Origin of the sequence: Sphingomicrobium sediminis (assembly GCF_023805295.1) — a bacterium.
GTDB classification, from domain to species: Bacteria; Pseudomonadota; Alphaproteobacteria; order Sphingomonadales; family Sphingomonadaceae; genus Sphingomicrobium; species Sphingomicrobium sediminis.
Window position 1 is genome coordinate 2,036,004 of record NZ_JAMSHT010000001.1, and the last position, 13,960, is coordinate 2,049,963.

Here is a 13,960-nt window from a genome sequence, read left to right on the forward strand (position 1 = left end):
CGCATCGCCATCCCCATGGGGGAAGTGGTCTATTTCGATTGCCATGTGGCAACGATGGTCGAGCGCCATGGCGACCCGCTGGGGCGGATCGAGGATGGTGCCATCCGCGTCGTCGACGGCCGGATCGCCGAGGTCGGCAAGCGCGCCGATATCGAAAGCGATGACGCCGTGTCGTTGGGCGGCGCTTGGGTCACGCCGGGGCTGATCGACTGCCACACCCATCTCGTCTTTGGTGGAAACCGCGCGAACGAACATGCCATGCGCCGCGCCGGCGCAACCTATGAGGAAATCGCAGAGGCAGGCGGCGGCATCCTGTCGAGCGTCCGCGCGACCCGCGAGGCGAGCGAGGATGCGCTATTGTCCTCGGCGCGGAAGCGGCTCGATGCGCTGGCGGCCAGCGGTGCGACGACGGTCGAAGTGAAATCGGGCTACGGCCTCGATCCCGACACGGAACTCAAGATGTTGCGCGTTGCCAAGGCGCTCGATGGCCATGCCGGCGTCAGCATCGTGCCGACCTTTCTGGCGCTCCATGCACTCCCGCCCGAGACCGACCGCACGGCCTATGTCGACCAAGTCGTGAACGAGACGATTCCGGCCGTCGCAGCCGAAGGCCTCGCCACCAGCGTCGACGCTTTCTGCGAGCGCATCGCGTTCACGGCCGAGGAAGTCGAACGCGTCTTCGAAGCGGCCCGCGCGCACGAACTCCCGGTCCGCCTCCATGCCGAGCAGCTGTCCAATTCGCACGGCGCCGCGATGGCCGCGCGATTTCAGGCGCTGTCGGCGGACCATCTCGAACATCTCGACGAGGCTGGCGCAAAGGCGATGGCCGAGGCGGGCACGGTCGCCGTCCTGCTTCCTGCCGCTTTCTACTGCCTGCGCGAGACCCGCACGCCCCCGGTCGACTTGCTGCGCGAGGCAGGCGTGCGCATCGCCATTGCCACCGACTGCAATCCCGGCACCTCGCCGACCCTGTCGCTTCCGCTCGTCATGAATATGGCCGCGACCCTGTTCGGCCTGACCCCGGAGGAAGCATTGGCGGGCGTGACCGTTCATGCTGCCGCCGCTCTAGGATTGTCCGATCGCGGCACCATCGCCGAGGAGCAGCGCGCCGACCTGTGCGCGTGGAGCGTGACCGACCTGAACGAACTTGCCTACTGGATCGGGCTTCCCGGTCCCGCCCGCCGCATCGTCGCGGGCCAGATCATCTGAGGACTGACATGAACGACCGTCTCGACAATAGCCGCATCATCCGCGCCCGCACCGGGCCGGAGAAAGTGGCCAAGCACTGGACCACCGAGGCCGCAGTGCGGATGCTTCAGAATAATCTCGACCCCGAGGTCGCCGAGGCACCCGAGGAACTGGTCGTCTATGGCGGGATCGGCCGAGCCGCGCGTAATTGGGCCTGCTACGACAAGATCGTCGAAACTCTGGAGAGGCTCGAGGAGAACGAGACATTGCTCGTCCAGTCGGGCAAGCCGGTCGGCGTCTTCCCGACCCACAAGGACGCGCCGCGCGTGCTTATCGCCAACTCCAACCTCGTGCCCAAATGGGCGACTTGGGAGCATTTCAACGCATTGGATGCCAAGGGCCTGATGATGTACGGCCAGATGACCGCCGGCAGCTGGATTTATATCGGCAGCCAAGGGATCGTGCAGGGCACCTACGAGACCTTTGCCGAAATGGGCCGCCAGCATTTCGCCGGCGACCTTACGGGCAAGTGGATCCTCACCGCCGGCCTCGGCGGGATGGGCGGCGCGCAGCCGCTCGCTGCGGTGATGGCGGGCGCGCATTGCATCGCCATCGAATGCCAGGAAAGCCGGATCGAGAAGCGGCTGGAGACGCGCTATATCGACCATAAGGCGCATTCGCTCGAGGAGGCATTGGAGATCATTGGCAAGGCCGACAAGCCGACCAGCGTCGGGGTGTTGGGCAACGCCGCGGAAATCCTGCCCGAGATGGTGGAAAAAGGCATCCGCCCCGACGCCGTCACCGACCAGACCAGCGCGCACGACCCCGCCAACGGATATTGCCCGGCCGGCTGGAGCGTCGCCAAGTGGCGCGAGATGCGGGAGAAGGATCCCGCAACCGTCGCCGCCGAAGCGCGCAAGTCGATGGCGGTGCACGTGAAGGCCATGCTCGCCTTCCATGAGATGGGGATCCCGACCTTCGACTACGGCAACAATATCCGCCAGGAAGCCTTTGACGAGGGCGTCGAGAATGCCTTCGCTTTCCCGGGCTTCGTGCCGGCCTATGTCCGCCCGCTTTTCTGCCGCGGCATCGGCCCGTTCCGCTGGGCCGCGCTGTCGGGCGATCCCGAAGACATTGCGAAGACCGACGCCAAGGTGAAGGAACTAATCCCTGACGATCCGCACCTCCATCGCTGGCTCGACATGGCCGCTGAGCGGATCGCCTTCCAGGGTTTACCAGCACGCATCTGCTGGGTCGGTCTCGGCCAGCGCCATCGGCTTGGGATGGCATTTAACGAGATGGTGGCGAACGGCGAATTGAAAGCGCCGGTTGTGATCGGCCGCGACCATCTCGACTCAGGCTCGGTAGCCTCGCCCAATCGCGAGACCGAAAGCATGATGGACGGGTCGGACGCCGTCAGCGACTGGCCGCTGCTCAACGCGCTCCTCAATACCGCTGGCGGCGCGACCTGGGTGTCGCTGCACCATGGTGGCGGGGTCGGCATGGGCTATTCGCAGCATTCGGGCGTCGTTATTGTCGCTGATGGCACCGAGGATGCGGCGCGCCGCCTCGAACGTGTCCTGTGGAACGACCCGGGCACTGGCGTCATGCGCCATGCCGATGCGGGCTACGACATTGCCAAGGAATGCGTACGGGAACAGGGGCTCGACCTGCCGATGCTGGAGGCGGGCGAATGAAACTCGATCCCGGCCACGTGACGCTCGACCAGCTTCGCGCCGTCTGGGGCGGCGAGGCGGCATCGCTGGAAGCGTCCGCTTATGACGCGATTGCCGCCAGCCACGAGGTCGTGACCCGCATCGTCGCGGGCGGCGAGACGGTCTATGGCGTGAATACCGGCTTCGGCCTGCTTGCCAGCGAGAAAATCCCGCCCGAGCGGCTGGCAGAGCTCCAGCGCAACCTCATCCTGTCGCATAGTTGCGGGCTCGGCGACCCGCTGCCACGCCATGTCACACGCCTGATGATGGTCTTGAAGCTGATCGGCCTCGGGCGCGGCGCATCGGGCGTGCGTGTCGAGCTGGTCGAGGCTTTGCAGCGCATGGTCGATGCCGATGCGATCCCCGAAGTGCCGAGCCAGGGCAGTGTGGGCGCCAGCGGAGACCTTGCGCCGCTCGCGCACATGACCGCGACGATGCTCGGCGAAGGCTGGGTCGACCTGAAGGGCGAGCGGATGCCTGCTGCCGACGCGCTGGCGAAGATCGGCATGGAGCCGGTCGTGTTGGGGCCCAAGGAAGGCCTCGCCATGATCAATGGCACGCAGGCCTCGACCGCCATCGCCTTGGACGCGCTGTTCAAGGCCGAGCGGGTATTCGACGCCGCGATTGCGGCGGGCGCCCTGTCGGTCGATGCCTTGAAGGGCAGCGCCAAGCCGTTTGATGCGCGGCTGAGCGAATTGCGCGGCCATGTGAGCCAGGTCGCAGTCGCCGAGATGCTGCGCGATTGGCTCGACGGTTCGGCCATCATCGAGAGCCATCACCGCTGCGGGCGCGTGCAGGACCCCTACAGCTTCCGCTGCCAGCCGCAGGTGATGGGCGCGTCGATGGATTTGCTCGGCAAGGCCGCCGCCATGCTCGAGATCGAGGCCAATGCCGTGACCGATAATCCGGTCCTGTTCGGCAGCGAGGCAGAAGATGCGGACGAGGCGATTTCGGGCGGCAACTTCCATGCCCAACCGGTCGCCTTCGCCGCCGACATCATCGCCATGGCGCTGTGCGAAGTGGGCTCACTGTCCGAACGGCGCACGAGCGTGCTGGTCGATCCCAAGATGAGCGGGCTGCCCGCTTTCCTGATCGACGATGGCGGGGTGAATTCGGGTCTGATGATCCCGCAGGTCACCGCGGCCGCTTTGGTCAGCGAGAACAAGGCGCTTGCCCATCCGGCCAGCGTGGATTCGATCCCCACATCGGCGGGGCAGGAGGACCATGTCTCGATGGCCCCCATCGCCGCGCGCAAGGCCGGACAGATTGCGGTCAATGCTGCGGGCGTGATCGCGGTCGAATTGATCGCGGCGGCGCAGGGCGTCGACTATCACGCGCCACTCAAGACCTCGCTCCGGCTGCAGGCGCTCCACGCCAAGATCCGCGAGCGCTCGGCCTATCTGGAGAGCGACCGTTACTGGGCCGACGAAATGGCCGCGCTGCAGGCCGCAGTGCTGGCGGGCGAGATCGCCTAGTGGAAATTGCGTCCCTTGGGGATGACCTCGGCGTTGCGGGGATGACGGTGGGTCGGGGGCGGTAGGCTTCCGCTGCCGCCGCCCTGGGCTTCGTCGCCGCGGCCGCCATGCGGGGCCCATGCGCCGCCGCCATCACCGCGACCCTGCGTGGCGGGCATCAGGTCGTTGGACAGGCTGGCGAGCAGGTGCGTGTCGTCCTCCAGTTTCGCCGCAATGACGTGGACGACGGCATCGTCGTGCTGGACGATGCCGGTCACTTTCAGCAATCGCGCGCCCATGACGATGGGACGATAGGCCTCGAACGCGTCAGGCCAGATGACGAGGTTGGCTACGCCCGTCTCGTCCTCGATCGTGGTGAAGCAGACGCCCTTGGCGCTGCCCGGCCGCTGGCGGATGAGGACGAGGCCCGCAAGCTGGACCCGGCGACCATAGCGCATGGTGCGAAGCTCTCCCGCCGTCACGCAGCCGCGCCGCTCGTAATGCGGGCGCAGGAAGCTCATCGGGTGGGCTTTGAGGCTCAATCGCGTGGTCTGGTAGTCGTTCACGACCTGCTCGCTCAAAGGCATGGTGGGGAGGCGGACGCGCTCCACTTCCCAGCCTTCGTCGCGCGCTTCGGCGGCTTCGAACAGCGGTAGCGCCGGTGCGCCTTTCAGTGCCTTGGCATCCCACAACGCAGCGCGGCGATCGAGCTTGATCGAGCGGAAGGCGTCGGCCTCGGCGAGCTTCTCCACGGCCCCCACGCCCACGCCGGCGCGGCGTTTGACTTCCTCGACGCTCTCATAGGGTGTCGACGATCGCGCGGCGACGATGCGGGTCGCGTCATCTAGACGCATGCCGTCGACCTGCCGGAGCCCGAGGCGCAGCGCCATGCGTGGGCTGGGCGGGGGCAGGCTGTCGGGGGTCCATTCGGCGGCGGGGAGCGCGGTCGAGCCCCAACTGCGCCGCTGCGCCACGGGTTTCGCATCGGTCGGCTCCAGCGTGCAGTCCCATTCGCTGTGGTTCACATCGACGGGTCGCACCTCGACCCCATGTTCCTTGGCATCGCGGACGATCTGCGCGGGTGCGTAGAAACCCATGGGCTGCGAGTTGAGGAGCGCGGCGGCAAAGGCTGCGGGGTAGCGCCATTTGAGCCAGCTCGACACGTAAACCAGCAGCGCGAAGCTCGCCGCATGGCTCTCGGGGAAGCCATATTCGCCAAAGCCCCTGATCTGGTGGAAGCAGCGCTCGGCAAAGTCGGGATCATAGCCGCGCGTCACCATCCGCGTGACCATCTTGTCCTGCAAGAGGTCGATCGTGCCGCGGCTGCGGAAGGTCGCCATCGCCTTCCTCAATTGGTTGGCCTCGGCGCTCGAGAATTTGGCCGCGTCGAGCGCGATCTTCATCGCCTGTTCCTGGAAGACGGGGACGCCCAATGTGCGCTTGAGGATGCGTTCCAGCTCGTCGGGCGGGCCATGGTCGGGGTCGGGGCAGGGGTAGAGGACCGGCTCCTTGCCCTGCCGCCGCTTGAGGAAAGGATGGACCATGTCGCCCTGGATCGGGCCGGGACGGACGATCGCGACTTCGATGACGAGGTCATAAAATTCGCGCGGGCGTAGGCGCGGCAGCATGTTCATCTGCGCGCGGCTTTCGACCTGGAAGACGCCCAGCGAATCCCCCTCGCACAACATGTCGTAGACGCCCGGTTCCTCCTTGGGGAGCGTGGCGAGGTCCCACTTTTCGCCATGATGCGCCTCGATCAAATCGAACGCTTTTCGGCAGCAGGTGAGCATGCCCAGTGCGAGCACGTCGATCTTGAGGATGCCCAGCTCCTCAATGTCATCCTTGTCCCATTCGATGAAGGTGCGGTCGGGCATGGCGCCATTGCCGATCGGGACGGTCTCGGTGAGCGGGCGCTGGGTCAGGATGAAGCCGCCGACATGCTGCGAAAGGTGGCGCGGCATGCCGATCAATTGCTCGGCGAGATGGACGGTGCGCTTCAGATGCGGGTCGGAAAGGTCGAGCCCGGCTTCCTTGACCCGCTCGTCCTGCATCTCGCTTTCCATCGAGCCCCAGAAGGTGCCGGCAATGGCCGCGCAGACGTCTTCGGAAAGCCCCATCACCTTGCCGACTTCGCGGATCGCCATGCGCGGGCGGTAATGGATGACGGTCGCGGCGATGCCGGCGCGTTCGCGGCCATATTTGGCGTAGATATGCTGGATCACTTCCTCGCGCCGCTCATGCTCGAAATCCACGTCGATATCGGGCGGCTCCTTGCGCTCCTCCGAAATGAAGCGTTCGAACAAAAGGTCGGTGGTCGAGGGATCGACCGCGGTGATGCCGAGGCAGTAGCAGACCGCGCTGTTGGCCGCGCTGCCGCGCCCCTGACACAGGATCGGCGGGTCGAGGCTGCGGGCGTAGGCGACGATGTCGTGGACGGTGAGGAAATAGCGGGCGAAGTCGAGTTTCTCGATCAGCGCCAGTTCTTTCTCGATCTGCGCGATGATCGTCTTGGGCACACCCTCGGGCCAGCGTTCGCTCGCGCCTTTCCAGGCGAGATGGACGAGATGCTGCTGCGGGGTGCGCCCGCCGGGGCAAGTCTCCTCGGGATACTCATATTTGAGTTCGTCGAGGCTGAAGTCGATCCGATCAGCGAATTCCCTCGTCGCGCGGATGGCGTGGGGCCAGCGCTCGAACAAAGCCTTCATTTCGCCCGGTGATTTCAAGTGCCGCTCGGCATTGGCGTGGAGGTGCCAGCCCGCATCGGCGAGCGTCACCTTCTCGCGGATGCAGGTCATAACGTCCTGCAGCGGGCGCTTTTCGGGCGCGTGATAATGGACGTCATTGGTGGCGAGAAGGGTCAGGCGGTGCGCGCGGGCGAGGCGGTCCAGTCGCTCGATCCGCGCAATATCGTCGCCGCGATAGAGATAGCTTGCCGCGATGTGGGTGAGGCCGGGAAGCGCTGCTGCGAGGCCGGGCAATTGCTCGGCGAAGGCGTCGAGATCGTCGGGCGGGACGAGAATGAAGGCGATATCCTCGCCATGGCTGACGATCTCGGAAAAGAGGAGGTCGCACGCGCCTTTCTCGCTGCGCATCTTGCCGAGGCTGAGCAGCGCCGAGAGATTGCCATAGCCGTCGCGATTGAGCGGATAAGCAAGCAATTGCGGCGCATCGACCGGGCAGAGGCGGCAGCCGATCAGCGGCCGCAAGCCCGCCGCCTTGGCCGCACTATGCACCCGCACCACGCCCGCCAGCGTGTCATGGTCGGCGACCCCGATCGCATGCATGCCCTTTTCGAGCGCGGTCAGCACCAGCTCGATCGCATCCGACGCGCCGCGCAGGAAGGAAAAGGGCGTGGTGACGCCCAGCTCGACAAAGTCCGCGCGCGGGATGTCGGGCCGGGGCCCGTCATCGCCCAGCAGCAGGCGCTTCTTGGAGAAAGAGTGGGAGGCGTCGGGCATCAGCCGAACAGTCCGTGGATATACCAGGCCGGATCGCCGCCGCGCCCGTCGCCGAACAGGCCCTCGCGGAAGATCCAGTAGCGCCGCCCCGCCTGGTCCTCGACGCGATAATAGTCGCGCAGGCGTGCCGGGCGATATTCGCGCCACCATTCCGGCGCGATGCGTTCGGGGCCCTCCACCTTCTTGATGTCGTGCACGGCGCGGCGCCAGACGAAACGGCGGGGCAGGCCTTCGGGGGTGGCGTAGAGCACGCTGATGGCCTCGGGCGTGTCGAGCAGGCGTTCGGGGCGCGGGGCCTGGAGGGGCGCGGGCTTTTCCTCCGCCTTGTCGGCAATCGCGCTGGCCCAGCCCGACGCGCGTTCGGGCATGTGGCTGGCGCGGTGGCGCGGGCGGGTGACGGCCTGCGGGCCGAGGCGGGTGGCGATACGGTCGACCAGTCGCCCCACCGCGACCCCGTCGGGCTCGCCGCCATCCAATGCATCCTGCGCGGGGTCGAGCGGCTCGACCGCGTCGGCGAGCAGCATGAAGGCATCGAAGCCGAATTCGGGGTCCATCGAAGCGGTCTTTTCGGCGAGCAGGCGCTTGAGGTGAGGGGTCTCGCGGCTGGGCAGCGCGGTGCGCGCCTCGATCCGCGCCACCGACCCGTCGAGGCGGTAGCCGGTCAGGCTGAGACAGCGCAGGCCGAGGCGTTCGCCCTCCAGCTTGCGCGCTAGGTCGGGGACGAGCAGGTCGAGCGCTTGGGCAGCGGCCTCGGGATCGGTCACCGGCTCCTTCAGTCGCAGCAAGGCATGGGGCAGCAGCTTCACCCGCTGCGGATCGATCGGCTCGGGCGCGCGGCCCAGTGCGCGGTCGAGCGCATCGAGCGGATTGTCCTGCGTGCGAAAACGCCGCGCGAGGCTGCGCCGCTCGATCCCCGACAGGCTGGCGACGGTCTTGAGGCCGAGGCGGCCCAGCGTCGTCACGACATTGGCGGGCAGGCGCAGTGCGGCGACCGGCAGCGGCGCCAGCGCGCGGGCCAGCGCGGCGCTGGCAATGCGGCGTTCTTCCTTGGTGCGGGGAGGGGCTTGTGCCGAGCCTGAAAGCTCGCCCCTCCCCGATTCTTGGCCCGATCCCTCGCGGGAAAAATGCGCCAGCGCCCAGGCCGCGAGCGGGGTGTCGGCGATGGCGGTGCGTGCGGTGAGGCCCATGGCCGCCAATCGCGCCTCGATATCGTCGAGCATCGCCTTTTCGCCGCCGAACAGATGCGCCGCGCCGCTGACGTCGAGCCGCAGTGCGTCGCGCCCATCCTGTTCGACCGCCGGCGACCAGCGTGTGGCCCAGCGGGCGAGGCGTCCCATCAATGCGGCATCGCCCTCGAGGTCGCAGGGGATCGCCGCCAGCGCCGGATCGAGCGCGCGCGCATCGGTAAGACGCTGGCCAGCCCGAGCGCCGGTGATTGCGGCCGCGTCATTGGGCGCGTGCACCAGCGTGCCATGCGGTCCCTCGACAGTAAGGACGATACGCGCGTCCGGGTCAGGCGCGTCGTCGCTGCCTTGGCTCAATTTCTCCCACCGCTCGATCGACAGGCGCGGCAGCCAGATCGAGACGATCCTGGTCCGGACCTTCTTCATCGGCCCACTCCCACGTGCCGGGCGCGCGGCCGCGGGCGCGAAACAGATCGAGCATCAGCCGCGTCGCGCCGGGGGCTCGCGGATTGTAGGGATTGGGCGCGCTGGGGCGGCTCTCCACCCGCCAGCGCCAGCGTGCGCCCGACAGGTTGGCCGCGCCAGCACCCAGCCGCATCAGCCAGCAGGCGACGCCATGCTGTTCCGAGGCGAAGGCGAGGCGGCGCGTCGCGGTGAAGTCGAGCCGCGCATGCTCGCCCCAGGCCTCGCCGATCACGCCGCCTAGCCCCGGGCATCGAAGGCCCTCCTCCATGGTCCATAGGAGCCGCGGCGTATCGGGTACGGCGACATGGATGATGTCGAGCAGGCCAAGCTCCTCGAGGCCGGGGGGATGGATGCGCCCGGCCTCGAGGATGGCCATCCGCTCCTGCACCCAGAGCAGGGGTTTGCCCCGGGGCAATTGCGCGGCCAGGAAGCGGGTCCAGCCGGCATCGCGCGGATGAGTTGCGAAGGTTTCGACCAGGGTCGGCGAGGCTGGTCGGGGCACGCGCAGTCCAACGCCTGCATCCCCGTCCGGGGGCGGTTCATGGGGCCGCACGACATCGCCCGCCGCAGCCAGTTCGGCCGCTCGCGGAAGATCGCCGGCCGCGATGGACAGACGATCTTCCACACGACTCGCAATCACTTTGTTCTGGTTATGTTCTTGTGCCTTGAGTCGGCTTCAAGAGTCAAGAATGGCGGATTTCTAAGCCGGCTTCGGCGCCGCCTCGCGCCGGGCCGCCTTGAGTCGCGCGGTGCGCACGGCATGTTCGTTCTCGGGCGTCGGCAAACGCCCCTCGACCGCCTCGAGGAAGTCGCCGAGATGGAGCATGATCCGGCTCAGCGCCGGGCGCCAGACGGCAAAACCCATATGGTGCGTATCGATCTCGATCGCGGCATCGCAATGCCGCTCGTCACCGCAGCCCGCGCGCGGGGCGATGATGCCGTCGCGGCGCGAATAGAAAGCGATGGTCGGCACTGGCGGCTTATCCTCGATCCGCGGGAAGGGCGCATCGTCGACTGGATGGCCGGCAACGCGCTCGTAAAGCCAGCGGACATTGTTGTTGGTCTTGAGATCGCCCGCGAAGGGCGATGCCAGTGTCACCACCGCGCGCACCTTGTCGGGACAGGCGCGCGCCAGCTCGCGGGCATAGAGGCCGCCAAGGCTCCAGCCGACGAGCAGGACTTTCTCGCCATTGCCGACTGCCGCGATCCGCTCGCACATGCGCTCGTGCAGTTCGAGGCTGGCGCCACGGTTATGGCCGAGCATCCAGGGATGGGTGTGCCAGCCGTGCCGCCCAAGCGCGAGCCGCAGCTGGCGGGTCGAACGGTCGGAGGCCATGAAACCGGGAAGGACCAAAGCGGGCGGGCCGCTTTTGGGGCCCTCGGGTTCGATCGGGCCGACGGAGGATAGCAAGCGGGGGAGTTGCCAGGCCATCTCGCGCATTCGCATCCATCCCGACGGCGCGCGGTCGTCGGGATGCAGGTCCGTCGCAGCGATGCGCGGCGCCTTGCGAAGCTCCCGTGTCATACTCCCTATATGGGAGCATAAAGCAGATGAACGAGGGCTGTTCCCCTCATTTTTGGCTATTTTTCGACGAACGTATCGATTTCGGACATGATGCGGCGCAGCATCGGGCGCGATTTGCCGATCTGCATATGGCCGCAGGGAAGCAGCACGACGCGGTCGCTTTCCTCGCGCAATCCGGTCTGCGCGCGCTGCGCGACCAGCCCGTCATTCTGCGCCACGATGGCCATGGTCGGCACGGGTGGCTTGTCGGGAATCTGCTGCACTGGCGGCGCATCGACGGGATGGCCCGCGACCAGCTCATATTCGCGCCAGACATTGTTCAACTTGCGATGCCCCGAGAAAGGCGAAGCGAGCGTGACGATGGCACGCACCTTGTCGGGGCGCTTGCGGGCGAGCTCGCGGCCCATGACGCCGCCAAGGCTCCAGCCGACGACCAGCGCCTTGTCATTGCCCGAGACGGCATCGAGCTTTTCCTCGAGATCCTCGAGAATGCCTTCATAGGCACCGCGATTCTGCCCCTTGCCCCAGCCATGCACGCGCCAGCCACCCCGGGCGAGATGACGCCGTAGCTCCAGCGTCGTGCGGTCGCTGGCCAGGAAACCGGGAATGACGAGCGCAGGCGGGCCTTCTTCGGGGCCGCGCGGACCCAGATGGCCGATATGGCGACCCATGCGGATGAGGTGGCCCGAGACATCGCGCAGGCGCGCCAGCAGGCTCGGAATTTCCTCGCCTTCGCCTTCCTTGAGTGCGGAACGTCCGTCCTCAGAGATACTCATCGCCGCCCATCAACTCATGAAGCGCCTTGGGCAATTTCACGCGGCCGTCGGCAGTCTGGTGGTTTTCGAGGATCGGGACGAGGATGCGCGGGCTGGCCAGCGCGGTATTGTTCAGCGTGTGCGCGAACACGACCTTACCCTCGGCATTGCGGTAGCGAAGGTTGGCGCGGCGTGCCTGCCAGTCATGCAGCGTCGAACAGCTGTGCGTTTCGCGATACTTGCCGAGGCTCGGGACCCAGCTTTCAATATCGTTCATGCGATATTTGCCGAGGCCCATGTCGCCAGTCGAGGTTTCGATGACCTGATAGGGAATTTCCATCGCCTGCAGCAGCTTCTCCGCGGCGCCCAATAAGCGGGCATGCCACTTGGCGCTGACCGCCTCGTCGGCTTCGCAGATTACGTACTGTTCCACCTTCACGAACTGGTGGACGCGCAGCAGCCCGCGCACGTCGCGACCCGCGCTACCCGCTTCGCGGCGGAAGCAGGGGCTGTAGCCGGCATAAAGAACCGGCAGCTGATCGGACTCAAGAATTTCGCCCGAATGCAGGCCGGTGAGCGCAACCTCGGCAGTGCCGGCGAGAAACAGGTCGTCCTTCTCGAGCTCGTAGGTTTCCTCGCGGTGGCCGGGGAACTGGCCCTGGCGGATAAAGGCATCCTCGCGGGCGATGGCGGGCACGGTGATCGGGTCGAACCCGTTGCCCATGATTTCCTCGAGCGCCCATGCCATCAGCTTCTGTTCGAGCAAGGCCAGGCGCCCCTTGAGGCAGTAAGTGCGGCTGCCCGAGACCTGTGTGATGCGCGACAGGTCGGCCCAGCCATTCTTTTCCATCAGCGCGACATGGTCGAGCGGTTCGAAGTCGAAGCTGGGCGGCGTGCCTTCGGTGCGGATCACCTCGTTGGCGCTCTCGTCCGGTCCCACTGGCGCGCCGCCATAAGGGATATTGGGCAGCTGGAGCATCAGCGCCTTATATTCGTCGGTCTGGTCCGACAGGCCCTTTTCGAGTTCGCCCGCTTTCTTGCCGGCTTCCTTGGCGCGTTTGCCAAGCTCGGGCTTCTCCTCGTTCGAGGCGTCCTTAAACATGTCGGAGATGCGGTTGCGCTCGGTGCGCAGCGCGTCGATCTCCTGCCGCGCCGACTTGATCTCGTCGGCCAAGGCAATGAGGCGGTCGAGGTCCAGTTCGACATTCTTGTCGGCAATGGCCTTGCGGACGGCGTCCGGATTCTCGCGGATGAAATCGATCGAAAGCATGGGGCGCGTCCTGCGGCATCGGACGGGGGCTTGGCAAGACAAACTGACGCGCTATCAGCCCGAACTTTAAGAAATATCGGTTCACCGGAGTATCCTATGCGTATCCTCATCACCGCGCTTGCTTTGGCGCTTTCCCTGTCCACCGCCGGCATCGCGCATGCCGAGCCCGATCGCATTGCCGAACTGGACGTCGAAGGACGCGCGGTCGAGATTCTGGTGTGGGAGCCAGGAGACGAGGCCGAGGCCGTGATCCTGTTCGGGCACGGCCATGGCGCCGACCCGGCCTCGTACGAGCTGCTCGCCAGCTATTGGGCTGATGCGGGCTATCTCGTCTATGCGCCGATGGCCGTCGACAGCCATGTCCATCCGGATCGCGCCGATTATGATATGCAATCGGGCTTCATTGCCCGTGTGCAGGACCTACAGGCTACGCGCGGCATGATCGACGAAACGCATGCCGACTTGCCCGTCATCCTCGCCGGTCACAGCTTCGGCAGCTTCATGTCGCTCCTGGGTGGCGGCGCGACGACGATGTATGTCCCCCCGCTCGAAGGTCCGCCCGTCGCCGGCATCATCGCTTTCTCGACCGCTGGAAAACTGCCGCAGCTGATGGGTGTCGGCGCTTATGCCGATCTCGACGAGCCGCTTTTGCTCATCACCGGAACCGAAGACCTGGTTCCCGGCTTCGTGCCCGAATGGACCGATCATCGCGTCTCGTTCGATAGTGCGCCGGCTGGCGACAAGATGCTCGTCATCGTCAATGAGGGCACGCACGACCTTGTCCGCTTCGATGATGAATCCCTTGCCGAAACGCTGCTGCCGATGACGCGCGATTTCATTGCCGCGCATGCGCTTGGATCGACCGAGGCCTCCGAAGCATTGGCAAAGCAGCAATCGGACGACATGGTGACGATCGAACGGCGTTAGGGCGCCGCCAACAGGGGAA

Annotated in this window: 10 protein-coding genes; 4 read left to right on the plus strand and 6 right to left on the minus strand. The window is 66.3% G+C overall.

Features of this window, described 5'->3' with window-relative positions; all coding sequences use genetic code 11:
* Positions 1 to 15: 15 nt before the first annotated feature.
* Genes hutI through hutH form a run of 3 tightly spaced genes read left to right on the plus strand, consistent with a single transcriptional unit; the run spans position 16 to position 4,378 of the window.
* Complete coding sequence (gene hutI / locus NDO55_RS10495; RefSeq protein ID WP_252115006.1) at positions 16 to 1,209, plus strand: imidazolonepropionase; 1,194 nt, start codon at positions 16 to 18, stop codon at positions 1,207 to 1,209.
* 8 nt (positions 1,210 to 1,217) lie between these two features.
* Positions 1,218 to 2,885 carry a urocanate hydratase gene (gene hutU, locus NDO55_RS10500; protein ID WP_252115008.1) on the plus strand — a complete coding sequence of 556 codons (1,668 nt, stop codon included), beginning with the start codon at positions 1,218 to 1,220 and terminating at the stop codon, positions 2,883 to 2,885.
* The gene (hutH, locus tag NDO55_RS10505; RefSeq protein ID WP_252115010.1) at positions 2,882 to 4,378 is read left to right on the plus strand and encodes a histidine ammonia-lyase; all 1,497 of its coding nucleotides are present in this window, start codon (positions 2,882 to 2,884) and stop codon (positions 4,376 to 4,378) included. Before hutU ends, hutH begins: the two co-directional genes overlap by 4 nt.
* Here hutH and NDO55_RS10510 read toward each other — a convergent pair.
* The 6 genes from NDO55_RS10510 to serS are packed head-to-tail and all read right to left on the minus strand — an operon-like array spanning position 4,375 to position 13,014.
* The gene (locus NDO55_RS10510; protein ID WP_252115012.1) at positions 4,375 to 7,815 is read right to left on the minus strand and encodes an error-prone DNA polymerase; all 3,441 of its coding nucleotides are present in this window, start codon (positions 7,813 to 7,815) and stop codon (positions 4,375 to 4,377) included. The two genes, hutH and NDO55_RS10510, sit on opposite strands and share 4 nt — an antisense overlap.
* Positions 7,815 to 9,425 (minus strand): DNA polymerase Y family protein, encoded by a 1,611-nt coding sequence (locus tag NDO55_RS10515; RefSeq protein WP_252115014.1) that lies wholly within the window; start codon positions 9,423 to 9,425, stop codon positions 7,815 to 7,817. The genes NDO55_RS10510 and NDO55_RS10515 overlap by 1 nt, the downstream gene beginning before the upstream one ends.
* Positions 9,328 to 10,104: an ImuA family protein gene (locus NDO55_RS10520; RefSeq protein ID WP_252115016.1), complete on the minus strand. Its 777-nt coding sequence runs from the start codon at positions 10,102 to 10,104 to the stop codon at positions 9,328 to 9,330. The genes NDO55_RS10515 and NDO55_RS10520 overlap by 98 nt, the downstream gene beginning before the upstream one ends.
* Before the next feature lie 60 nt (positions 10,105 to 10,164).
* Positions 10,165 to 10,989 (minus strand): alpha/beta hydrolase family protein, encoded by an 825-nt coding sequence (locus tag NDO55_RS10525; protein ID WP_252115018.1) that lies wholly within the window; start codon positions 10,987 to 10,989, stop codon positions 10,165 to 10,167.
* A 56-nt stretch (positions 10,990 to 11,045) separates the two neighbouring features.
* Positions 11,046 to 11,765 carry an alpha/beta fold hydrolase gene (locus NDO55_RS10530; protein WP_252115020.1) on the minus strand — a complete coding sequence of 240 codons (720 nt, stop codon included), beginning with the start codon at positions 11,763 to 11,765 and terminating at the stop codon, positions 11,046 to 11,048.
* On the minus strand, positions 11,752 to 13,014 hold the full coding sequence (serS, locus tag NDO55_RS10535) for a serine--tRNA ligase (protein WP_252115022.1): 1,263 nt from the start codon (positions 13,012 to 13,014) through the stop codon (positions 11,752 to 11,754). Before serS ends, NDO55_RS10530 begins: the two co-directional genes overlap by 14 nt.
* Positions 13,015 to 13,110: 96 nt before the next feature.
* On the opposite strand from serS, the gene NDO55_RS10540 reads away from it, so the two are divergent.
* A complete protein-coding gene (locus NDO55_RS10540; RefSeq protein WP_252115024.1) occupies positions 13,111 to 13,941 on the plus strand; it encodes a serine aminopeptidase domain-containing protein in 831 nt (276 codons plus the stop codon).
* The last annotated feature ends 19 nt before the right edge of the window (positions 13,942 to 13,960 follow it).

Bases quoted from the DNA above. Each gene is read 5' to 3' on its own strand.
- hutI (WP_252115006.1), top strand. From the start codon at position 16: ATGGGGGAAGTGGTCTATTTCGATTGCCATGTGGCAACGATGGTCGAG.
- hutU (WP_252115008.1), top strand. From the start codon at position 1,218: ATGAACGACCGTCTCGACAATAGCCGCATCATCCGCGCCCGCACCGGG.
- hutH (WP_252115010.1), top strand. From the start codon at position 2,882: ATGAAACTCGATCCCGGCCACGTGACGCTCGACCAGCTTCGCGCCGTC.
- NDO55_RS10510 (WP_252115012.1), bottom strand. From the start codon at position 7,815: ATGCCCGACGCCTCCCACTCTTTCTCCAAGAAGCGCCTGCTGCTGGGC.
- NDO55_RS10515 (WP_252115014.1), bottom strand. From the start codon at position 9,425: ATGAAGAAGGTCCGGACCAGGATCGTCTCGATCTGGCTGCCGCGCCTG.
- NDO55_RS10525 (WP_252115018.1), bottom strand. From the start codon at position 10,989: ATGACACGGGAGCTTCGCAAGGCGCCGCGCATCGCTGCGACGGACCTG.
- NDO55_RS10530 (WP_252115020.1), bottom strand. From the start codon at position 11,765: ATGAGTATCTCTGAGGACGGACGTTCCGCACTCAAGGAAGGCGAAGGC.
- serS (WP_252115022.1), bottom strand. From the start codon at position 13,014: ATGCTTTCGATCGATTTCATCCGCGAGAATCCGGACGCCGTCCGCAAG.
- NDO55_RS10540 (WP_252115024.1), top strand. From the start codon at position 13,111: ATGCGTATCCTCATCACCGCGCTTGCTTTGGCGCTTTCCCTGTCCACC.